The organism is Bordetella sp. N, assembly GCF_001433395.1.
Taxonomy (GTDB): Bacteria; Pseudomonadota; Gammaproteobacteria; order Burkholderiales; family Burkholderiaceae_B; genus Bordetella_C.
In genome coordinates, this window is record NZ_CP013111.1 from 5222833 (window position 1) to 5245869 (window position 23037).

The 23037-nt window shown below is 61.1% G+C and carries 17 protein-coding genes and 4 tRNA genes; 3 read left to right on the forward strand and 18 right to left on the reverse strand.

From position 1 onward, the window contains the following. Nucleotides 1–13: 13 nt before the first annotated feature. From fusA to ASB57_RS22610, 4 genes are all read right to left on the reverse strand, one after another. Nucleotides 14–2119: an elongation factor G gene (fusA, locus tag ASB57_RS22595; protein ID WP_057654237.1), complete on the reverse strand. Its 2106-nt coding sequence runs from the start codon at nt 2117–2119 to the stop codon at nt 14–16. 18 nt (nt 2120–2137) lie between these two features. Further along, nucleotides 2138–2608 (reverse strand): 30S ribosomal protein S7, encoded by a 471-nt coding sequence (rpsG, locus tag ASB57_RS22600; RefSeq protein ID WP_006216561.1) that lies wholly within the window; start codon nt 2606–2608, stop codon nt 2138–2140. 160 nt (nt 2609–2768) lie between these two features. Beyond that, nucleotides 2769–3146, reverse strand: a complete 378-nt coding sequence (rpsL, locus tag ASB57_RS22605; RefSeq protein WP_057654238.1) for a 30S ribosomal protein S12 — start codon at nt 3144–3146, stop codon at nt 2769–2771. Nucleotides 3147–3567: 421 nt separating this feature from the next. After that, on the reverse strand, nt 3568–5328 hold the full coding sequence (locus ASB57_RS22610; RefSeq protein ID WP_057654239.1) for a hypothetical protein: 1761 nt from the start codon (nt 5326–5328) through the stop codon (nt 3568–3570). Nucleotides 5329–5696: 368 nt separating this feature from the next. Here ASB57_RS22610 and ASB57_RS22615 point away from each other — a divergent pair, with 368 nt between their 5' ends. From ASB57_RS22615 to ASB57_RS22625, 3 genes are all read left to right on the forward strand, one after another. Further along, nucleotides 5697–6110 carry a TssQ family T6SS-associated lipoprotein gene (locus tag ASB57_RS22615; protein WP_057654240.1) on the forward strand — a complete coding sequence of 138 codons (414 nt, stop codon included), beginning with the start codon at nt 5697–5699 and terminating at the stop codon, nt 6108–6110. Between the two features lie 173 nt (nt 6111–6283). Continuing rightward, entirely contained in the window at nt 6284–7066 is a 783-nt protein-coding gene (locus ASB57_RS22620; protein ID WP_156414242.1) for a hypothetical protein, read from the forward strand. Between the two features lie 52 nt (nt 7067–7118). Continuing rightward, nucleotides 7119–7415 (forward strand): toxin-antitoxin system YwqK family antitoxin, encoded by a 297-nt coding sequence (locus ASB57_RS22625; RefSeq protein ID WP_057654242.1) that lies wholly within the window; start codon nt 7119–7121, stop codon nt 7413–7415. A 93-nt stretch (nt 7416–7508) separates the two neighbouring features. Here ASB57_RS22625 and ASB57_RS22630 read toward each other — a convergent pair whose 3' ends face one another. From ASB57_RS22630 to ASB57_RS22695, 14 genes are all read right to left on the reverse strand, one after another. Beyond that, entirely contained in the window at nt 7509–8546 is a 1038-nt protein-coding gene (locus ASB57_RS22630) for a hypothetical protein (protein ID WP_156414243.1), read from the reverse strand. A gap of 258 nt (nt 8547–8804) precedes the next feature. Then, a complete protein-coding gene (gene rpoC, locus ASB57_RS22635) occupies nt 8805–13064 on the reverse strand; it encodes a DNA-directed RNA polymerase subunit beta' (protein ID WP_057654244.1) in 4260 nt (1419 codons plus the stop codon). Next, nucleotides 13064–17176 (reverse strand): DNA-directed RNA polymerase subunit beta, encoded by a 4113-nt coding sequence (gene rpoB, locus ASB57_RS22640; RefSeq protein ID WP_057654245.1) that lies wholly within the window; start codon nt 17174–17176, stop codon nt 13064–13066. Before rpoB ends, rpoC begins: the two co-directional genes overlap by 1 nt. Before the next feature lie 168 nt (nt 17177–17344). Beyond that, a complete protein-coding gene (rplL, locus tag ASB57_RS22645; RefSeq protein ID WP_057654246.1) occupies nt 17345–17725 on the reverse strand; it encodes a 50S ribosomal protein L7/L12 in 381 nt (126 codons plus the stop codon). 78 nt (nt 17726–17803) lie between these two features. Then, nucleotides 17804–18334 carry a 50S ribosomal protein L10 gene (gene rplJ, locus ASB57_RS22650; protein WP_057654247.1) on the reverse strand — a complete coding sequence of 177 codons (531 nt, stop codon included), beginning with the start codon at nt 18332–18334 and terminating at the stop codon, nt 17804–17806. A 256-nt stretch (nt 18335–18590) separates the two neighbouring features. After that, nucleotides 18591–19295 (reverse strand): 50S ribosomal protein L1, encoded by a 705-nt coding sequence (gene rplA, locus ASB57_RS22655; RefSeq protein ID WP_057654248.1) that lies wholly within the window; start codon nt 19293–19295, stop codon nt 18591–18593. Nucleotides 19296–19297: 2 nt separating this feature from the next. Further along, nucleotides 19298–19729 (reverse strand): 50S ribosomal protein L11, encoded by a 432-nt coding sequence (rplK, locus tag ASB57_RS22660; protein ID WP_057654249.1) that lies wholly within the window; start codon nt 19727–19729, stop codon nt 19298–19300. Between the two features lie 65 nt (nt 19730–19794). After that, nucleotides 19795–20328, reverse strand: coding sequence for a transcription termination/antitermination protein NusG (gene nusG / locus ASB57_RS22665; protein ID WP_057654250.1), 534 nt, complete (start codon nt 20326–20328; stop codon nt 19795–19797). A 10-nt stretch (nt 20329–20338) separates the two neighbouring features. Next, a complete protein-coding gene (gene secE / locus ASB57_RS22670; RefSeq protein ID WP_057654251.1) occupies nt 20339–20719 on the reverse strand; it encodes a preprotein translocase subunit SecE in 381 nt (126 codons plus the stop codon). A 97-nt stretch (nt 20720–20816) separates the two neighbouring features. Beyond that, nucleotides 20817–20892, reverse strand: a tRNA-Trp gene (locus ASB57_RS22675). A gap of 210 nt (nt 20893–21102) precedes the next feature. Next, nucleotides 21103–22293 carry an elongation factor Tu gene (gene tuf / locus ASB57_RS22680; protein WP_057654252.1) on the reverse strand — a complete coding sequence of 397 codons (1191 nt, stop codon included), beginning with the start codon at nt 22291–22293 and terminating at the stop codon, nt 21103–21105. 47 nt (nt 22294–22340) lie between these two features. Beyond that, nucleotides 22341–22415 (reverse strand) — tRNA-Thr (locus ASB57_RS22685). A gap of 82 nt (nt 22416–22497) precedes the next feature. Then, nucleotides 22498–22571, reverse strand: a tRNA-Gly gene (locus tag ASB57_RS22690). A 309-nt stretch (nt 22572–22880) separates the two neighbouring features. Continuing rightward, a tRNA-Tyr gene (locus tag ASB57_RS22695) sits at nt 22881–22967 on the reverse strand. Between the last annotated feature and the right edge of the window lie 70 nt (nt 22968–23037).

Below are 23037 nucleotides of genomic sequence, written 5' to 3' on the forward strand. Positions count from 1 at the left end.
CGACTTAAATTAATTACTTGGTACGAGCAGCGATAACTTCGTCAGCCACGTTCTTCGGAGCTTCAGCGTACTGCTTGAACTCCATCGTGTACGTCGCACGACCTTGCGTTTGCGAACGCAGGCTGGTCGAGTAGCCGAACATCTCAGCCAGGGGAACTTCGGCCTTGATGATCTTGCCACCGCCGATGATGTCGTCCATGCCTTGGACCATGCCGCGACGCGAGGACAGATCGCCCATCACGGTACCAGCGTAGTCTTCCGGCGTTTCGACTTCAACAGCCATCATCGGTTCGAGCAGCACGGGGCTGGCCTTGCGCAGACCTTCCTTGAATGCCATCGAGCCGGCCATCTTGAACGCGTTTTCGTTCGAGTCGACGTCGTGGTACGAACCGAAGAACAGCGTCACCTTGACGTCCACAATGGGGTAGCCCGCCAGGATGCCCGAGCCCAGAGTCTCGCGCACGCCCTTTTCAACGGCCGGGATGAATTCGCGAGGAACCACACCGCCCTTGATGGCGTCGACGAACTCGAAGCCCACACCACCCGGCTCCAGCGGCTCGACCTTCACCACAGCGTGACCGTACTGACCACGACCGCCCGACTGCTTGACGAATTTGCCTTCGGCTTCTTCGCAAACCTTGCGGATGGTTTCGCGGTAAGCCACTTGGGGCTTGCCGACGTTCGCTTCCACGCCGAATTCGCGCTTCATGCGGTCGACCAGAATTTCCAAGTGCAGTTCGCCCATACCGGAAATGATGGTTTGACCCGATTCTTCGTCGCTGCGCACGCGGAACGACGGATCTTCCTGAGCCAGACGGCCCAGCGCCAGACCCATCTTTTCCTGGTCGGCCTTCGACTTGGGTTCCACGGCCTGCGAAATCACGGGCTCGGGGAATTCCATGCGTTCCAGCAGGATGGGCGAATCGACGTCGCACAGCGTTTCGCCGGTCGTGCAATCCTTCAGGCCCACCACAGCGGCGATGTCGCCTGCCAACACTTCCTTGATTTCTTCGCGGTTGTTGGCGTGCATCTGCAGCAGACGGCCGATACGTTCCTTCTTGCCCTTGATGGGGTTGTAGACGGTATCGCCCGACTTCAGCACGCCGGAATACACGCGCACGAAGGTCAGCTGACCGACGAACGGATCGCTCATCAGCTTGAATGCCAGCGCCGAGAACTTCTCGGTGTCTTCAGCCTTGCGGGTGATGGCGTTGCCGTCATCGTCCTGGCCATCCACCGGCGGAATGTCGATGGGCGACGGCAGGTAGTCGATGACCGCGTCCAGCATGCGCTGCACGCCCTTGTTCTTGAAGGCGGTGCCGCACAGCATCGGCTGGATTTCGCCAGCGATGGTACGCGTACGGATGCCGAGGTTGATTTCGGCTTCGTCCAGAGCACCCGTTTCCAGGTACTTGTTCATCAGCTCTTCGGACGACTCAGCGGCCGACTCGACCAGCTTTTCGCGCCATTCGTCAGCCGTGTCTTGCAGCTCGGCGGGAATGTCGACGTAGTCGAACTTGGTGCCTTGGCTGGCTTCGTCCCACAAGATTGCCTTCATCTTGACCAGGTCGATAACGCCGGTGAACGTGTCTTCGGCGCCGATCGGGATCACGATGGGCACGGGGTTGGCACGCAGGCGGCCCTTCAGCTGGTCATAGACCTTGAAGAAGTTGGCGCCGGTACGGTCCATCTTGTTGACGAAGGCCAGGCGCGGCACGCCGTACTTGTTGGCCTGACGCCACACGGTTTCCGACTGGGGCTGCACACCGCCCACAGCGCAGTAGACCATGCAAGCACCATCGAGCACGCGCATGGAGCGTTCGACTTCAATGGTGAAGTCGACGTGCCCCGGGGTGTCGATGATGTTGATGCGGTGCTCAGGATAGTTGCCAGCCATGCCACGCCAGAACGCCGTGGTCGCGGCCGACGTAATGGTGATGCCACGTTCCTGTTCCTGTTCCATCCAGTCCATGGTGGCGGCGCCATCATGCACTTCGCCAATCTTGTGATTGACGCCCGTGTAGAACAGGATGCGTTCGGTCGTGGTGGTTTTCCCTGCATCGATGTGCGCAGAGATGCCAATGTTGCGGTAGCGCTCGATCGGGGTTTTGCGGGCCATGGTTGCTTAATCCTTAAATTACCAGCGGAAATGGCTGAAGGCCTTGTTGGCCTCGGCCATCTTGTGCGTGTCTTCGCGCTTCTTCATCGCGGCGCCACGACCTTCAGAGGCATCGATCAACTCGCCAGCCAAACGCAGATCCATCGACTTCTCGCCGCGCTTCTTTGCGGCTTCGCGCAACCAACGCATAGCCAAGGCCAGGCGGCGCACAGGGCGCACTTCAACCGGCACTTGGTAGTTGGCGCCGCCAACGCGGCGGCTCTTCACTTCGACGATCGGCTTGATGTTGTTGATCGCCAGGCTGAAGACTTCGATCGGCTCTTTGCCGGTCTTGGTCTGGACTTGCTCGAGGGCACCGTAAACGATGCGCTCGGCGACGGCCTTCTTGCCGTCCAGCATGACGACGTTCATGAACTTGGCGAGCTCGACGCTGCCGAACTTGGGATCGGGCAGAATCTCGCGCTTAGGTACTTCGCGACGACGGGGCATAGTGCTTCCTTAATGTGTCAGTTCAGTTGAACCGCGTTGTTCCGCGGCCATGGCCATCCATAACGTAGATGGCCCCTTACGTGCCGTTGCCGTTCCTCGGGAACGCAAGCGGCTGCACGGTCCAGCGGCCGAATGTCGGCGGCGGACTGCGGCCTGGCTATCAGGCCTTCTTGGGGCGCTTCGCGCCGTACTTCGAACGAGCTTGCTTGCGGTCTTTCACGCCTTGCAAGTCGAGCGAGCCACGGACGATGTGGTAACGCACACCCGGCAAGTCTTTCACACGGCCGCCGCGCACGAGCACGACCGAGTGTTCTTGCAGGTTGTGGCCTTCGCCGCCGATGTACGAAATGACTTCGTAACCGTTGGTCAGGCGCACCTTGGCGACCTTACGCAGAGCGGAGTTAGGCTTCTTGGGGGTGGTGGTGTACACGCGGGTGCACACGCCACGCCGCTGCGGGCAGTTTTCGAGCGCGGGGCTCTTGCTCTTGGCGGCGCTGACTTCGCGCGGCTTGCGCACGAGTTGGCTGATGGTAGGCATGACCTTTGAAATCCCTTTTACGTACTACGGGGGGTAAGAGTACTGATGTACCGTACTGCTTAAACCTTGACCCGCCGTTCGGGGATGCACGGGCATCTCCGGACGTCGGGGAGGCGGTTCGCGCAAAACCGCCCCTGACGCGTATACGTAAAAGAGCGGGTCTTGCTGAATCTATTGGTGAATCTTGCTGCCTGGGTCGGGCAACGGCGGCTTGCGCCGTCGTATTTGCTGCAAACTCGCGGCAATCCTGACCCACAAACTGCGCGCGCAGGAAAAACACTGCGCGCATATAACTCAGTGAGCCCGTGAGATTAGCCCAGATCGAGGCTTATGTCAAAGCCTGCGTTTTCTGGATGATCCCCAGGAGTGCCGAGCCGGGGGCACAGGCCCGGATTCGCGTCTTTCGACCTTGAATCCGTGGCTAATTGAACACATGGGAGATTACGGCAGGGGTACCCGCTTTGACCTCCAGGGTCAGCCGGTAGTTGGGCAGGCCGGTGTTCTTGATGATCACGGCGTGCTTGCCCGGGGTCAGCCGCAGTTCCTTGAGAGGCGGACTGACGCCACGCGACACGCCGTCGACGACGATTTCACCCCACGGGCGGACGTCGATGCGGACAAGCACAGGCGGACCCGCGGGTGGCTTGGCCGGCTTGGCGGCTTCCGCGGCGGGGGCCTGGGCGCCCTGCCCGGCCTCCGTATCCGTGCCGGCGGCGGGGGCGGCCGGCGTGACAGGGGCGGTGGAACCGCCAGCCGACTGGCCTTCGGTCGCCGCGCCCGGCGTCGCTGGCGTCGCGGCGTGGCCAGCCCCGCCACCCAGGGTGACTGTCGAGTGATAGGGCTGCGGGGCAGTGGCGGCGCGGCCGCTGCTACCGGTGCTGCTGCCGGCATCGGCGCCCGTCTGACCGACCGCCGGCGGGGCCGTGCCGGCAGCCGTGGGGCCCGCGGCGCCTGCGTCCGACGCGGCGCCTGGGTCGCGGGATGACTGCGGCCCGGCGGGCCGGGTTTCAGTGCTGGTGCCGGCGGCGTAGCCATTCGGCGCTGTGGACGTAGCGGTTGATGCGCCAGGGCCTGATGACGGCATGCCAGCATCGCCTCCGACGCCGGCACCAGTGCCCGTACCAGTGCCAGTACTCGTGCCGGGCCCGGTAACCGTCCCGCGCTGCGCACCACTGCCCGCATCGGCAGCCGCGCCGCCCGGCTGAGCAGCCCGCGTATCCCGTTGCGTCAACGGAACGAACGACGCCCCGGTGGGCGTGCGCCCGCGGCCGGCGTTCGCGTCCTTGCCACTCTGGTACCAGAGCCACGCCGGCACCGCCAGCACCGCTAACAATAGAACCAGAAACAGGCCCCAGAACGACACGCGGCGGCGTGCTGCGCCGTCCGCGAGGTCATCGTCGTCGTCATAGTCGCCGCGATCGGCCCCATAGGCCATTCCGGCGCCATTGGCCCTGTCGGCCCCATCGGCCTCCTCCGGGCGGTAATCGTCCTGCACGACCACCACTTCGGGCTCGGCCAGCGCGGGCATGGCGGGCGCCGGTTCCAGGCTGCCGAACGAAGCCAGATAAGCGGCCATCGAATTGGGCCGGCGCGCGGCGGCCAGGGCCAGGCCGGCATCGATGGCCGACAGGAAGGCCGCGTCATAGCCTTCCGGCATCCGCCGCGCGAGCGGCACATAGTCATCCTGGTCGCGGCGCGCCTCGGCATCCGGTGGCGGCGCGCCAGTGATGAGCTGGCAGGCGACGGCGCTCAAGCCGTAAATGTCGGTCCAGGGGCCACGCGGCAACAGGGCATCGTCGGCATATTGCTCGAAGGCGGCATAGCCGGCCTGCGGAAGGTCGAATTCTTCACTCGCGTCGGCTTCCAGCGGCGCCGCGCCGGACGCGCCATAACCAGCCACGCCGCCCGCGCGGGTCGCAGCGTCTGTCGCGATCCCTGGCCTGGGCATCAGGTGCGCCTTGCCATTCGAGTCCAGGCCGATCGTCGCCGGCGACAGGGCCCCGTGCATCGATCCGTGCTCGTGCAGGGCCGCCAACGGTGCCTCCAGATCCGTCAGGATGCGGTGCACGCGCGACTGCGGGACGCCGCCCTGGGACGTAGCGGCGATCGCGTCCAAAGGACGCAGGCCGAAATTATCCCCACCCGGCGCAGGCGGCGTGGCGAAAGCGGCACTAGAAGACATGATGGAAGAGAGCTCCAGAGCTAAGTCGCTCATATTAAAGCGATTAAAGCGGTATATAGGGCGGGAACAGGGATCTAGCCCGGAAATTACGCGTGCGGCCATGCCGCGCGTGGATAGGCGGCCACGGTTGCCTCGCCCAGAGGGCCTGCGAGGTGGTTCATCCAGACCTTTAGACGGGAAGTCGAGTGGCCGAAACAGAACGATCTACACAAACCGTGGCGCGCCGCCGACAACGCGCATAAGGATGAGCCTATTCGGCGCGCTGAAAGGGGGCGGAAGCATATATGATCGGCGACACCTCGGGCCACTGCGCAGTACGCGCGCCTGAAGCTTCGTCCCTATGCCTTTGGAGTCCATCAGTACCCATCATGAGAACCGCCGCCCGTGTCATTCGTAGTGTTTGCGCGATTTCCCTGGCCTTGAGCCTCGCGGCTTGTGCCGTGCCACCAGCACAACAACAAAGCGTGGCGCCCTCGCCGGCCGCGCTGGACGCGCTGCAGCGCGTACGCGATCAATATCAGGCGGGTCATTATGGCGAGGTGATCCGCGGCGTGGCCACGTCCGCCGATCTGGCTGGAGCCCCCACGGCCATCCAGGTCGAAGCGATAAAGCTGCAAGCCTTCAGCTATTGCGTCAGCAATTACCGCAAGCTGTGCGAAGACGGTTTCCTGCGCATTCTGCAGATGGATCCGACCTTTGAGCTGGCGCCCAATGAGCAGGGCCATCCGCAATGGGGCCCGGTGTTCCGCAGCGCCAAGATGGCGATGACGCCGGCGCGTTAAGGGTGCCTGGTCTGGCCTGGCGGTGCGCATGCCTGCCAGGCCTTTTTCGCGTCCCCGATCTCGACTTCCCTTCCCCCCGGCAAGGAACTCTCTTGTAGGAATTTTTACCTACCCGATTTCCATTGCGTGCCGCGCTGATAAGCGCCAGGCCGCGGCCGAAAGGGGGAATCGCCGTGCCCATAGAAACAAGCCAGTTCCATTTCTCGCGTGAGCTGCTGCCGCCGGACACGTTCAACGAGGATCCGCCGCCGGTGCCCGCCGCGGAGCAGGGCGGGACGGCGACCGGCGTTGAGCTGGATGGCATCAAGATGCAGGTCCGGGAGGGAAGCGAGCCTGGGCGCGCGCGTGCCGCGCTGGGCAGATCCCGATCAGAAATGCGGCTGGATGATCCACTGCCGTGGAACGAGGTACTGAGTACGATCGTGGATCCCGGCTATGCCACCCCTCACCCCAAGCGGATCATATCGCGCGCTGCTATCGATAACGGCCGTGCCGAATCGCCTGGGTTGGATGACGGTCGGCGCTCGGCGCCACCAGGGTTGCCGGCAAACGGGGAACCGTCGCAGTCCATGGGCGGCAGAACGGTTTCATCCGTCTATTTACCTGGTGCCGGTGTATGGCGGGCGGGTACGCTGATGTCCCCTGTCGTTGCGGAACGGTTCATTGGATCCGGCAGAAGCAGTCCGGGACGGTTCAGCAGAAGCAGCGGCTATTACTCGTCCAGCCCTTACCTTACCCGCCATTCGTCCGCGTCGTCGCCAGGCAGTAACACCCCTACGCTCGACCGCAGGGTCGCGCAGACGGCGGTATTTGGCGATCCCGCCGAGAGCGCGCTGGAGATCAGTCTCGGCGCAAGGATTCGACGGACCTGGATCAGGGTCTGGCAAGGCATCACGTACCCGCCGCGCAAGCTGGTCGCGGTTTGCCAGGAATGGCTACGGCGGTATATTGATTAGCTCATCGGTATGCTGCCGAATCTGAACCTCCCCCCCTCTACTTCAATAAAAAATGAGCAACGAGCTGAACATTGCGGAGATCCCGCACGAGAATGGAATCGTGCGTTATCGGTATTCCCGGTATCTATCTGCCGACGGCAAGAAGTGGATACGCCACGGGCTGTTCCGGGCCTTTCATGAGGACGGGACGCTGGCATCCGAAGGGACTTATGTCGACGGTGTCGAGCATGGCCTGTGGCGGGATTTCCATGCGAATGGGAAGCCTGCGGCGGAAGGCAATTACGAGAATGGCCAGGAAGCCGCGGGCTGGAAATTCTGGAACGACCAGGGCGTGGAAATTTCGTCCTGACGTTCCATGCAAAACGGGGCCGCTCGTGCGACCCCGTCTTGATGTCTTGCTGCTCGACTTCCGTCCGATATTGCCTGGGACGGAACGCCGGGCTTACTGAGGTTGGCTCTGCGATTGCAGCTGTTCAACTTCAGTATTGATGTACAAGCTCGGCTGAGCGCCCGTGTACGTGTACGTGCGTTCAAACTTGACGTACTGACCCAAGGTGGGAACGTACCAGGCGATCGTGGCGATGTTGTATTTGGCGGTACCGGTAGTCCCATTCGTCAGCGCGGAATCGTTGGAATCGGTGAGAGCAGTGTTGAACTGCACACGCAGGGCGTTGAAGACACCGGCAGGCACCGTCACGGACTCCGCATTCAAGACCGTTGCATTCAAATTCGCGGTCTCTTTATATCCGAACGCGCAAGCGTATTGCCATGTGGACGACCACGTCTTGCCGACATAGATCGGAAAGTTCAGCCATTCACGGCTGGGCGTATAGGTGCAAAGATTGCCGTTGCTGCCGGGATCGCCGCTGACGTACGTGCGCGTCAAACGGTTGCCCTCCGCATTCGCCGTATACGTATCGGTGACCACATTGGCCGAGTTGAAGGAACTGGACGTGTAGCTGCCGTCCGGATTGACCACCGTGGTCTCACGCGTATAGGAAGACTGCTTGGTCGTACCATTTACGTAGTTATCCGCCACCGTATACGTACTGCGAGCGCCCAGAACCGCGTCCTTCGGGGTGTATTGCTGCGGGGCCACCACCACGGTCACCGTCGCCTTCAGGTTGCCATCTTCTTTCGACGCGACAGACAGTACGATGTTGCCGCCCTGCGCACTGCTCAACTGGTAGCGCAGAGTCGAATCGGTAGGGTCCGAAACCTGCGTGTACGACACCACCGGATCCGCCGACACCACGGTCCAGGTCACACCGGCGGACGATTGCAGCACCGCCACCTCGCCGGAATTCACGTTCAACGTACCGGTCTGACCATCCGAGACGGCAAACCCCGCCACGGCTTTGCCATCAGTCGAGGCAGTCAGGTCAAAACCCTTGTCATCATCCCCGCCTCCGCCCCCGCCGCAACCGGCGATGACCAGGCCCATCAAGCACACCAAACTCGCTCTGATAAAACGTTTCATGGTTTGTTATATCGTGATACGACCACATGGCCGAGCGCGATTCTTCCACAATCTGCACAGTCTTTCCATACCCTCCGTTTTTAGTTTTTTGTTTTATTCTTGAAATGTATTCATGTCGGCACAAAGTCGCCATAGGCAGACACGACAAATCCACCTGTTTTAAACAGGCAAAAAAAATCCCCAGCCAGAGCGAACCCTGGATGGGGATTTTCATTTCCGATGCCACCGCCTTGCGGCGGTGACGATCGAAGGTGCTGCTTAGATGGCGCTGTCGTCGCCGCCGGTAGCCGGAGCTTCCGGTTGCGCGTCCACGTCGTGCTCGACGGTGTCCACGGTGACCGGGGCATCCTCGAACGGGTTGGCCATCTGACGAGCGGCTTCGCGTTCGGCGGCTTCCAGGGCTTCCTTGTCCTTGCGGGCAAGGTGATAAGCCAGGCCGGTACCAGCGGGGATCAGACGACCCACGATGACGTTTTCCTTCAAGCCGCGCAGATCGTCGCGCTTGCCCATGATGGCCGCTTCGGTCAGCACCCGCGTCGTTTCCTGGAAGGAAGCGGCGGAGATGAACGAATCGGTGGACAGCGAGGCCTTCGTGATACCCAGCAGAACGTTGTCGTATTGCGCGGGGATCTTGCCGTCCGCGGTCACACGATCGTTCTCGTTGAGCAGTTCCGAACGCTCGACCTGTTCGCCCGTGATGAACTCGGCGTCACCAGCATCGACGATGTTCACACGACGCAGCATCTGACGAACAATCACTTCGATGTGCTTGTCGTTGATCTTCACGCCTTGCAAACGGTACACGTCCTGCACTTCGTCGACGATGTAGGTCGCCAGCTTCTCGATACCCTGCAGACGCAGGATGTCGTGCGGGTCGGCCGGACCGTCAACGATCATTTCGCCCTTGTTCACCACCTGGCCGTCATGCACCAGAACCTGCTTTTCCTTCGGAATCAGGAACTCGTGGCTGATGCCTTCCAGGTCGGTGATGACCAGACGCTGCTTGCCCTTGGTGTCCTTACCGAACGAGACCGTACCCGTGACGTCGGCGAGCATGCCGGCATCCTTGGGCGAACGAGCTTCGAACAGTTCGGCCACACGCGGCAGACCGCCGGTAATGTCGCGCGTCTTTTGCGATTCCTGCGGAATACGCGCCAGCACTTCACCCACCGACACTTGCTGCGAGTCGCGCACGGTAATCAGCGCGCCCACCGGGAACGAGATGTTCACCGAGTGATCGGTGCCGGCGATCTTGACTTCGTCGCCTGCCTCGTTCACCAGCTTGATCTGCGGACGCATGACGATCTTGCTGCCACGGGTCTTCGGCGTGATAACCACCAGGGTCGACAGACCGGTAACTTCGTCCACCTGCTTGGCAACCGTAACGCCTTCCTCGATGTTCTCGAAGCGCACCTGGCCGGCGTACTCCGACACGATCGGACGGGTCAGCGGATCCCACGTGGCCAGACGGGCACCGGCCTTGACGCCTTCGCCGTCGCCGACCAGCACGGTCGCGCCGTACGGAATCTTGTGGCGTTCACGTTCACGGCCGTTATCGTCATGAATGACGATTTCGCCCGAGCGGGAAATCGCGATGCGCTCGCCCTTGGCGTTGGTCACATAACGCATGGTGCTGGCGAAACCGACCTTACCGGTCGACTTCGTTTCCACCGCGCTGGCCAGCGCCGAACGCGAAGCCGCGCCACCGATGTGGAACGTCCGCATCGTCAGCTGCGTGCCCGGTTCACCGATGGACTGCGCCGCGATCACGCCGACAGCTTCGCCGACGTTCACGATGTAGCCACGGCCCAGGTCGCGGCCATAGCAGTGCGCGCAGAGACCATGACGCGTTTCGCAGGTCAGCGGCGTACGCACCTTGACTTCGTCGACGCCGATGCGGTCGATGGTATCGACCAGATCTTCGTCCAGCAGGGTGCCGGCAACGATCGCCGTTTCCTGCGTGTCCGGATTGACGATGTCGATCGCGGCCACGCGGCCGAGGATACGGTCGCGCAACGGTTCGATGACTTCACCGCCTTCGACCAGCGCCTTCAGCACATAGCCTTGCGAGGTGCCGCAATCGCTTTCGATGATGACCAGATCCTGCGTCACGTCGACCAGACGGCGGGTCAGGTAACCCGAGTTCGCCGTCTTCAGTGCCGTGTCGGCCAGACCCTTACGCGCTCCGTGAGTGGAGATGAAGTACTGAAGCACGTTCAGGCCTTCACGGAAGTTCGCGGTGATCGGCGTTTCAATGATCGAGCCGTCAGGCTTGGCCATCAGGCCACGCATACCAGCCAGCTGGCGAATCTGGGCCGCGGAACCGCGGGCGCCGGAGTCGGCCATCATGTAGATCGAGTTGAACGATTCCTGGCGCACTTCCTCGCCGTGGCGATTGACCACGGGCTCGGTAGCCAGCTGTTCCATCATCGCGCGACCGACCTTGTCGCCAGCCTTGCCCCAGATGTCCACAACGTTGTTGTAGCGCTCTTGGGACGTGACCAGACCCGACGAGTACTGCTTGTCGATCTCTTTCACTTCCTTGCTGGCCTCGGCAAGGATGGTTTCCTTGGCCGTGGGGATGACCATGTCGCCCATGGCGATCGAGATGCCGCCACGCGTGGCCAGGCGGAAGCCCGACTGCATCAGCTTGTCGGCAAAGATCACCGTGTCGCGCAGGCCGCAACGGCGGAACGACTGGTTGATCAGGCGCGAGATTTCCTTCTTCTTCAGTGCCTTGTTCAGCACCGTGAAGGGCAGGCCCTTCGGCAGGATTTCGGACAGCAGCGCGCGGCCAACCGTGGTTTCGTGGCGGCGCAGCACCGGCTGCCATTCATTCTGTTCGTCGCGTTCGAATTCCTTCAGGCGCACGGTGATGCGCGTCTGCAGTTCGACTTCGGCGTTGTCGTAGGCGCGCTGCACTTCAGCGACGTCGGTGAAGAAAATGCCTTCGCCCTTGCCGTTGATGCGCTCGCGGGTCGTGTAGTACAGACCCAGCACGATATCCTGCGACGGCACGATCGACGGTTCACCGCTGGCGGGGAACAGCACGTTGTTGGAGGCCAGCATCAGGGTGCGGGCTTCCAGCTGCGCTTCCAGCGACAGGGGCACGTGGACGGCCATCTGGTCACCGTCGAAGTCGGCGTTGAACGCCGCGCAAACGAGCGGATGCAGCTGGATGGCCTTGCCTTCGATCAGCACGGGCTCGAACGCCTGGATGCCCAGACGGTGAAGCGTCGGCGCGCGGTTCAGCATGACCGGGTGTTCGCGGATCACCTCTTCGAGGATGTCCCACACCACCGGTTCCTGGCTCTCAACCAGCTTCTTCGCGGCCTTGATGGTCGTGGCCAGACCCATCATTTCCAGACGATTGAAAATGAAGGGCTTGAACAGTTCCAGCGCCATCAGCTTGGGCAGACCGCACTGGTGCAACTTCAGCTGCGGACCCACCACGATGACCGAACGGCCCGAGTAGTCGACGCGCTTGCCCAGCAGGTTCTGACGGAAACGACCGCTCTTGCCCTTGATCATGTCGGCCAGGGACTTGAGCTGGCGCTTGTTGGCGCCGGTCATGGCCTTGCCGCGACGACCGTTGTCCAACAGCGAGTCGACCGCTTCCTGCAGCATGCGCTTTTCGTTGCGCAGGATGATTTCCGGCGCCTTCAGTTCAAGCAGGCGCTTTAGACGGTTGTTGCGGTTGATGACGCGGCGGTACAGGTCGTTCAGGTCGGAGGTCGCGAAGCGGCCGCCGTCCAGCGGCACCAGCGGACGCAGATCCGGCGGCAACACGGGCAGCACTTCCATGACCATCCACTCGGCCTTGATGCCGGACTTCTGGAAGCCTTCCAGCACCTTCAGGCGCTTGGAGATCTTCTTGATCTTGGCTTCCGAGCTGGTGGCCTTCAGTTCGCCGCGCAGCGTTTCCACTTCGCGGTCGATGTCGATGGTGCGCAGCAGTTCACGCACGGCTTCGGCACCCATCAGGGCACGGAAGTCGTCGCCGTATTCCTCGGTCTTGGCCAGGAAATCGTCGTCCGACATGATCTGACCGCGCTTGAGCGGCGTCATGCCAGGTTCGATCACGCACCAGGCTTCGAAGTACAGCACGCGTTCGATATCGCGCAGGGTCATGTCGAGCACCATGCCCAGACGCGACGGCAGGCTCTTCAGGAACCAGATGTGCGCGACGGGGCTGGCCAGCTCGATATGACCCATGCGTTCACGGCGAACCTTGGCGACGGTGACTTCCACGCCGCACTTTTCGCAGATCACGCCACGATGCTTCAGGCGCTTGTACTTGCCGCACAAGCACTCGTAGTCCTTGATGGGACCGAAGATCTTCGAGCAGAACAGACCGTCACGCTCAGGCTTGAACGTGCGGTAGTTGATGGTTTCGGGCTTACGGACTTCGCCGTAGGACCACGAGCGGATTTTCTCGGGCGAGGCGATGCCGATCTTGATGGCATCGAACTGCTCGTCTTGCGAGACTTGCTTGAATAGGTCGAGTAGCGCTTTCATTAGTTACGCTCCAAATCCATGTCCAGGGCCAACGAGCGGATTTCCTTAACCAGCACGTTGAACGATTCCGGCATACCGGCGTCGATGACGTGGTCGCCCTTGACGATGTTCTCGTAAACCTTCGTACGACCGGTAATGTCGTCCGACTTGACCGTGAGCATTTCCTGCAGGGTGTAGGAAGCGCCGTAGGCTTCGAGTGCCCACACTTCCATTTCCCCGAAACGCTGGCCACCGAACTGCGCCTTACCACCCAGCGGTTGCTGGGTAACGAGCGAGTACGGACCGGTCGAACGGGCGTGCATCTTGTCGTCCACCAAGTGGTGCAGCTTCAGATAGTGCATGAAGCCGACGGTGACCGGACGCTCGAATTTCTCGCCGGTACGGCCGTCGAACAGCCATGCCTGCGTACGCGAGTCGGTGAGCGCCATGCGCTTGGCGACGTCGTCCGGATAGGCCAGTTCCAGCATCTTGGTGATTTCTTCTTCGGTCGCGCCGTCGAACACGGGCGTGGCGAAGGGAACACCATTCTTCAGGTTGTTGGCCATTTCGACGACTTCGTCATCGGTCAGCTCGTCGATGCGCGCGCTGGAGCCGGTCGTGTTGTAGACCTTGTCCAGATACGTACGCAGCGACTTGGCTTGCGCCGTGCGCTCGTCACGCAGCAGATCGCCGATGCGCTGGCCCACACCCTTCGCGGCCCAGCCCAAGTGCACTTCCAGCACCTGGCCGACGTTCATCCGCGAGGGCACGCCCAGCGGGTTCAGCACGATGTCGGCGGGGGTACCGTCGGCCATGTGCGGCATGTCTTCCACCGGGGTGATACGCGAGACCACACCCTTGTTGCCGTGACGGCCGGCCATCTTGTCGCCAGGCTGCAGGCGACGCTTGACGGCCAGGTAGACCTTGATCATCTTGAGCACGCCCGGGGGCAGCTCGTCGCCTTGCGTCAGCTTCTTGCGCTTTTCTTCGAACGCCAGGTCGAACTGATGGCGCTTCTGTTCGAGCGATTCCTTGGCCTGCTCCAGCACGACGGCGTGCTGTTCGTCAGCCAGACGAATGTCGAACCACTGCCAGCGATCCAGGTCAGCCAGGTAAGGCTTGGTGATGGTCGCGCCCTTGGCCAGCTTGCGCGGGCCGCCGTTGACGGACTTGTTCACCAGCATCTTTTCGAGACGATCGAATTGGTCGTTTTCGACGATGCGCAGCTGGTCGTTCAGGTCTTGGCGATAGCGGCGCAGTTCATCGTCGATGATGGACTGGGCGCGCTTGTCGCGCACGATGCCTTCACGCGTGAAGACCTGGACGTCGATCACCGTGCCGGTCATGCCCGAGGGCACGCGCAGCGAGGTGTCCTTAACGTCCGACGCCTTCTCACCGAAGATGGCGCGCAGCAGCTTTTCTTCCGGGGTCAGCTGGGTTTCGCCCTTCGGCGTCACCTTGCCGACCAGCACGTCGTCGGCATTGACTTCGGCGCCGATGTACGTGATGCCGGATTCATCCAGGCGATTCAACTGGGTTTCGGCCAGGTTGCTGATGTCGCGCGTGATTTCTTCCGGTCCGAGCTTCGTATCGCGGGCGACGACGGTCAGTTCCTCGATGTGGATCGAGGTGTAGCGATCGTCGGCCACGACCTTTTCGGAGATCAGGATCGAGTCTTCGAAGTTGTAGCCGTTCCAGGGCATGAACGCGATCAGCATGTTCTGGCCCAGGGCGAGTTCGCCCAGGTCCGTCGATGCGCCGTCGGCCAGCACGTCACCCTTGGCGACCTTGTCGCCGCGGGCGACGATGGGACGCTGGTTGATGTTGGTGTTCTGGTTGGAACGGGTGTACTTGATGAGGTTGTAGATGTCCACGCCGACTTCGCCGGCGACGTTTTCTTCGTCGTTGACGCGAATCACGACGCGTTCGGCGTCGACGTGATCAACCACGCCGCCACGCAGCGCCTGCACGGTGGTGCCGGAGTCGACCGCGACAGTGCGTTCGATACCGGTGCCGACCACGGGCTTTTCCGGACGCAGGCAAGGCACGGCCTGGCGCTGCATGTTGGCGCCCATCAGTGCCCGGTTCGCGTCATCGTGCTCCAGGAACGGAATCAGCGAAGCCGCGACCGAAACGATCTGCGACGGCGCCACGTCCATGTAGTGCACGTTGTTCGGCGAGGTCAACATGGTTTCGCCGGCTTCGCGGCAAGCCACCAGGTCGTCGATGAAGCGACGATCGGCGTCGAGCGCGGCGTTAGCCTGGGCGATCACGTAGTGGCTTTCTTCGATGGCCGACAGGTAGTCGATCTGGTCGCTGACGCTGCCGTCGATGATCTTGCGATACGGCGTTTCGAGGAAGCCGTATTCGTTCAGACGCGCATACAGCGCCATCGAGTTGATCAGACCGATGTTCGGACCTTCCGGCGTTTCGATCGGGCACACGCGGCCGTAGTGAGTGGGATGCACGTCACGTACTTCGAAGCCGGCGCGTTCACGCGTCAGACCGCCCGGGCCAAGAGCCGAGACACGGCGCTTGTGGGTGATTTCCGACAGCGGGTTGGTCTGGTCCATGAACTGGGACAGCTGGCTCGAACCGAAGAACTCCTTGATGGCTGCCGAGATCGGCTTGGAGTTGATCAGATCGTGCGGCATCAGGTTTTCCGTCTCGGCCTGGCCCAGACGTTCCTTGACGGCGCGCTCGACACGCACGAGACCGGCACGGAACTGGTTTTCCGCCAGTTCGCCGACACAACGCACACGACGGTTGCCCAAGTGATCGATATCGTCGATCTGGCCACGGCCGTTACGCAGCTCGACCAGGACCTTGATCGTTTCGAGGATGTCCTCGTTGGTCAGGGTCATGGGGCCGGTGATGTCTTCACCGCGACCCAGGCGGCTGTTGACCTTCATACGGCCAACGCGCGACAGGTCGTACGTTTCTTCGCTGTAGAACAGACGTTGGAACAGCGCTTCGACGGCTTCCTCGGTGGGCGGCTCGCCAGGACGCATCATGCGGTAGATCGCCACGCGCGCGGCCATCTGGTCGGCGGTTTCGTCGGTGCGCAGGGTTTGCGAGATGTAGGGGCCGCGATCCAGGTCGTTGGTGTACAGCGTCTGGAAGTCCAGCACGTTGGCGGCGCGCAGGGCGCTGAGCACGCTTTCCGTGATTTCATCGTTGGCGCGCGCGACGACTTCGCCGGTGTCGGCGTCGACGATGTTCTTGGCCAGCACGCGGCCGTACAGGAACTCTTCGGGCACGGAGATACGCTGGATGCTGGCGTTGGCCAGATCGCGCAGGTGCTTGGCGTTGATACGCTTGTCTTTTTCGACGATGACCTTGCCGCTGCGGTCGGAGATGTCGAAACGGGCCATTTCGCCCTTCCAGCGCTCGGGCACGAATTCCATCATGCCGCCTTCGCTCTTCAACTCGAAATTATCGAAGTCGAAGAAGTGGGCCAGGATGGATTCCGGCGTCATGCCGATGGCTTTCGCCAGGATGCTGACGGGCATCTTGCGACGACGGTCGACACGGAAGAACAGAACGTCCTTGGCGTCGAATTCGAAGTCCAGCCACGAGCCGCGATAGGGAATCACGCGAGCCGAGAACAGCAGCTTGCCGGAGCTGTGCGTTTTGCCGCGGTCGTGTTCGAAGAACACGCCAGGCGAACGGTGCAGCTGCGACACGATGACGCGCTCGGTGCCGTTGATGACGAAGGATCCGGTGCCGGTCATGAGCGGGATTTCGCCCATGTAGACTTCCTGTTCCTTCACTTCCTTCACGGTGGGCTTGCTGACTTCGCGGTCGAGCAGCACCAGGCGCACTTTGGCGCGCAGCGGCGAAGCGTAGGTCAGGCCACGTTGTTGACATTCCTTGACATCGAACACCGGCTCGCCCAGCACGTAGCTGACGAACTCGAGGCGCGCCATTCCGTTATGGCTAACGATGGGGAATATCGACGAGAATGCCGCCTGTAGACCATCGTTGGCACGCTGCGACGGGGCGGTTTCCGCCTGCAGAAAAGTTAGGTAGGATTGCAGCTGCGTTGCAAGCAGGAAAGGTACGTTCTGGACGTCTTCACGCTTGGCGAAGCTTTTGCGGATGCGCTTTTTTTCGGTGTACGAGTAAGGCATGAGCACTCCGACTCGAGGTTGCATGGGCCGAAAACCACGGCCCGGGGTGATACTACTGATATACGACTCCAGAAAACCCTTCTGAGCCTGCGGACAAAGGGGTTTCCTGGAAACGCAAAAGCCCGGGGACGGCAAACTGCACTGTCCCCGGGCAAGTCAACGCAGGTCTTACTTGACTTCGACCTTGGCGCCGGCTTCTTCCAGCTTCTTCTTCGCGGCTTCGGCGTCAGCCTTGGCAACGGCTTCCTTGACGGGCTTCGGAGCGCCGTCAACCAGATCCTTCGCTTCCTTCAGACCGAGACCGGTCAGTTCGCGAACGGCCTTGATGACGCTAACCTTGTTGGCACCGGCTTCCAGCAGGACGACGGTGAACTCGGTTTGCTCTTCAGCGGCAGCAGCGGCGCCACCAGCGGCGGGCGCAGCAACAGCAACAGCGGCGGCAGCAGCCGACACGCCAAACTTCTCTTCCAGATCCTTGATCAGTTCCGACAGTTCGAGAACGGTCAGGCCAGCGATGGCGTCAAGGATTTCAGCTTTGTTAAGGGCCATTTTTAAGAACTCCAGATTTTGGTAATGCCAGGGTTTGGTTGTCGCTCAGTCGTACAGCGAAGTCCAGGGCAGGGGCGATTAAGCCGCGGCCTTTTCCTTTTGGTCGCGCACAGCAGCGAGGCCGCGGGCGAACTTGGTGGGAACTTCGTTGAGCGTACGTGCGAATTGCGCGATCGGGGCTTGCATGGTGCCCAGCAGCTTTGCCAACAACTCTTCGCGGGACGGCAGCGAGGCAAGAGCCTGCACACCGGCTTGGGTCAAGAGGCTGCCCGGCAGGGAGCCGCCCTTGATGACCAGCTTGTCGTTGGTTTTGGCGAAAGTTGCGAGGACCTTGGCCGGCGCGACCGGATCAGCGCTGATACCATAGATCAGCGGACCGGAAAGTTGCTCGGCCAACGGCTCGAAAGCCGTGCCAGCAACAGCGCGACGAGCCAGCGAGTTCTTGAGAACACGCAGGTACACGCCCGATTCACGCGCAGTCTTGCGCAGTACGGTGACAGAGCCGACGTCCAGACCACGGTACTCGGCGATGACAATCGATTGAGCCTTGGCGACTTGCGCCGAGACTTCCTCGATCACCACTGCTTTCTCTTGGCGATTGAGACTCACGGTTTGAACACTCCATCAAAAGACGCTTCGGGGGTGATCCCTAGGCGTCAACCGAATGCGGCGACCTGGTCGAGTTCTTCTTACAAGAATTCTTCCATGGGACGCCGTCTACGCTGGATCCGAACCAGACGGGCTTCGGGATTAAGCAGATACCGGAAGATGTTGCTTTCCGACATCCGCTCCAGCGGTCTTTGACAGCAACGTCCGGTCGGTTGACCGAACGCAGCCCAAAGTTCTGTTTGCTTACCGGCCCTGCTTAGGCAGCGGGCGCGGCGAGCGAGGCGATTTCGACGCGAGCGCCGCCGCCCATCGTGGACGACACAGCCAGCTTGCGCAGATAAATGCCCTTGGCAGCAGCCGGACGCGCCTTTTGCAGGGCGTCGACCAGAGCGGCCAGGTTCGATTGCAGCTGTTCCACGCCGAAGGAGGCGCGGCCGATCGTGGCGTGAATGATGCCGGCCTTGTCGGTGCGGTACTGCACCTGACCAGCCTTGGCGTTCTTCACGGCGGTGGCGACGTCGGGGGTCACGGTGCCGACCTTGGGGTTCGGCATCAGGCCACGCGGGCCCAGGATTTGACCCAGGGCGCCGACGACACGCATCGTGTCGGGCGAGGCGATGACAACGTCGAAGTCCATTTGACCAGCTTTGATCTGGTCAGCCAGGTCTTCCAGACCGACGATGTCGGCGCCGGCGGCCTTGGCGGCTTCAGCCTTTTCGCCTTGGGCGAAAACGGCGACGCGCACGGACTTGCCGGTACCAGCCGGCAGCACCACGGAGCCACGGACCAGTTGGTCCGACTTCTTGGGATCGATACCCAGCTGCACGGCCACGTCGATGGATTCATCGAACTTGGCGGTGGCGGTTTCCTTGATCAGCGACAGGGCGTCGGCAACCGGGTACAGCTTGGTACGGTCGATTTTTTCACGCAGAGCAGTGGCGCGCTTCGAGAGTTTTGCCATGATCAGATGCCCTCCACGGTGATGCCCATGCTGCGAGCGCTGCCCGCGATGGTGCGAACGGCCGCGTCCAGGTCGCCGGCGGTCAGATCCGGTTCCTTGGTCTTGGCGATTTCTTCGGCTTGAGCGCGCGTCAGCTTGCCAACCTTGTCGGTATGGGGCTTGGGCGAACCCTTCTGGATGCCGGCGGCCTTCTTGATCAGAATGGTCGCGGGCGGCGTCTTCATCACGAAGGTGAAGCTCTTGTCAGCGAAAGCGGTGATCACCACCGGAATCGGCAGACCGGGCTCCATGCCCTGCGTCTTGGCGTTGAACGCCTTGCAGAATTCCATGATGTTCAGACCGCGCTGACCCAGCGCCGGACCGATCGGGGGGGAGGGGTTAGCCTTACCAGCCGGCACTTGCAGCTTGATAAAGCCGACGATTTTCTTCGCCATGCTTAGCTCCTTGCGGGTTCAAACGCCTTGACCGCGTTAGCGGAAGGCTCCCCGGGGTTGAAAAATCAAGTCTTTTCGACTTGACTGAAATCCAGTTCGACGGGCGTGGCGCGACCAAAAATGGTGACGGACACACGGACCTTGCTCTTCTCGTAGTTGACTTCTTCGACGTTGCCGTTGAAGTCAGCAAACGGACCTTCCTTGACGCGCACCATTTCACCCACTTCGAAGAGGATCTTGGGACGCGGTTTTTCCACACCCTCTTCCATCTGGGAGAGGATTTTTTCGACTTCCTTTTCGGAAATCGGCGACGGACGGTTACCCGAGCCACCCAGGAAGCCGGTGACGCGGTTGGTGTTCTTCACCAAATGCCAGGTCTCGTCCGTCAGATCCATTTCAACCAGCACATAGCCAGGAAAGATCCGCCGTTCGGAGATGGACTTTTGTCCGCCGCGCACTTCGACCACTTCTTCGGACGGCACCAGGATGCGGCCGAAGGAAGTTTGCAGCGACGCGCGGTCGATGCGTTCAATCAGCGCCTTCTGGACGCTCTTTTCCATGCCGGAATAGACATGGACGACATACCAACGCTTGCTCATTTGCCGTCCCTTATTTCCAGCCCAGCAACAGGCCGTAAATTATCCATTCGATGCCCTTGTCGAGCACCCACATGAAAATGCCCATGGCGGCCACGAACGCGAAGACGATACCCGTCATCTGCGTCGTTTCCTTGCGCGTGGGCCAGGACACCCGCTTTACTTCGTTATAGGATTCGCTGGCGAAGCTCAACGTGCGGCGTCCCGGTTCGCTGAACCAGGCGATGAGGGCAGCAATAACCAGGCCACCGACGAACACGCCAATACGAGCTGCCATGGGCTGCTCGCTGAGCACTGAAAAACCGACGATTCCAGCAATGATGACGAGCACAGCCAAGGCCAGCTTGAGGCGGTCGACGGTACTAGTTACAGTTTCTACGCTGGTATTGGACATTTTTGCTAGACAAGTCCGCCGTAAACGCGGGACCTGCAATATTTTCCGTAGGTCCACGGGGACGAAGGCGGGACGGCGGAAGCCATTAGTGCTGTGGTGGCAGGGGCAGTAGGAATCGAACCTACAACCTTCGGTTTTGGAGACCGACGCTCTGCCAATTGAGCTATACCCCTACAGCTGGGCTGTTTCCACTGTGCCCGCGCAGCTTCCAATCGTGTCTTCAGACGGATGGTTACCCGATCTGTAGACCCGGCCTTCAAAAATGAAGGATGGAACCTTGCGGAACCATCCATGATACTACTTTTCAAATTCCCATGTAAAGGGAATTTTGCAGAAAAAAGCAAAGGGGGCATTTGCCCCCTCCGCTTCTGTCGCTTTTTTGATTACTTCAGGATCTTGGCCACGACGCCGGCGCCAACGGTGCGACCGCCTTCACGGATGGCGAAACGCAGACCTTCTTCCATGGCGATCGGAGCCAGCAGGCGAACGGTCATCGACACGTTGTCGCCCGGCAGAACCATTTCCTTGTCGGCCGGCAGTTCGATCGTGCCCGTCACGTCCGTCGTGCGGAAGTAGAACTGGGGACGATAGCCGTTGAAGAACGGGGTGTGGCGGCCGCCTTCTTCCTTGGACAGGATGTACACCTCGGACGTGAAGTCCGTGTGCGGGTTGATCGATGCGGGCTTGGCCAGCACTTGGCCGCGCTCGACGTCTTCACGCTTGGTGCCGCGCAGCAGGATGCCGACGTTGTCGCCAGCCTGACCTTGGTCCAGCAGCTTGCGGAACATTTCCACGCCGGTGCAGGTCGTCTTGACCGTGGGCTTGATGCCGACGATTTCGATTTCTTCGCCGACCTTCACGATGCCGCGTTCGATACGGCCGGTCACCACGGTGCCGCGACCCGAGATCGAGAACACGTCTTCCACGGGCATCAGGAACGTGCCGTCCACGGCGCGCTCGGGCGTCGGGATGTACGTGTCCAGCGCGTCAGCCAGCTTGCCGATGGCTTCTTCGCCCAGGGGACCCTTGTCGCCTTCCAGCGCCAGCTTGGCCGAACCCGTCACGATCGGGGTGTCGTCGCCGGGGAAGTCGTACTTGCTGAGCAGTTCGCGAACTTCCATCTCCACCAGCTCGAGCAGTTCAGCGTCGTCCACCATGTCGGCCTTGTTCAGGAAGACGATGATGTACGGCACGCCAACCTGGCGGCTCAGCAGGATGTGTTCACGCGTTTGCGGCATCGGGCCGTCAGCGGCCGACACCACCAGGATCGCGCCGTCCATCTGCGCCGCGCCCGTGATCATGTTCTTCACATAGTCAGCGTGGCCCGGGCAGTCAACGTGCGCATAGTGACGCGCTTCCGTTTCGTACTCGACGTGAGCGGTGTTGATCGTGATACCACGTGCCTTCTCTTCGGGCGCCGCGTCGATCTGGTCGTACGCCTTGGCTTCGCCGCCGAACTTCTTCGACAGAACGGTGGTGATCGCTGCCGTCAGCGTGGTCTTGCCGTGGTCAACGTGACCGATCGTGCCCACGTTCACGTGCGGCTTGGTACGTTCAAACTTGCCTTTTGCCATGGCTGACTCCTGACCTGGATGTGCGACTGAGAAGAAGACACAAAAATTGGTGCCCATGACGCGGATCGAACGCGTGACCTCTCCCTTACCAAGGGAGTGCTCTACCACTGAGCCACATGGGCGAAATCTTGTACGAAAACTGCCGTACGATTTTGCTTTACTGCGTTTACTGCTTACTTAGGTACTGCTACTGCCAGCATGCTGTGGAGCGGGTGAAGGGAATCGAACCCTCGTCATAAGCTTGGAAGGCTTCTGCTCTACCATTGAGCTACACCCGCGTTACCTTTGACCCGCACTGTGTCGGTGGGTACTACTCACTTCCTGCTGCCATCACTGCTTTGCTGCATTGCCGTCACATGACGACCTGGCTTTCCGCCACAACAACTCGTACTGCTTTCTCTGCCCAACATTCCGCAGCGTGCTGCAGGCACCGTTACCAGAAAGACCACCTGGCTGCCGGACCCGGCAAGGGCACAAAACAGGTTCCAGACATTGCAAATCCAGGCAAACCGCGCCTGGATTCCGTTATCCATTCTGCTTGGTACCGCCACTGCTACGACACGCTTTCGCGCATCGCTGAAGAATTCTGGTGGAGGGGATTGGATTCGAACCAATGTAGGCGCAAGGCCAACAGATTTACAGTCTGCCCCCTTTAACCACTCGGGCACCCCTCCGCAGAGAATTCGAGATTATGGAGATGTTTGTTGAGCTTGTCAAACGCTGTGGAGAATATTTTCTTGGCGT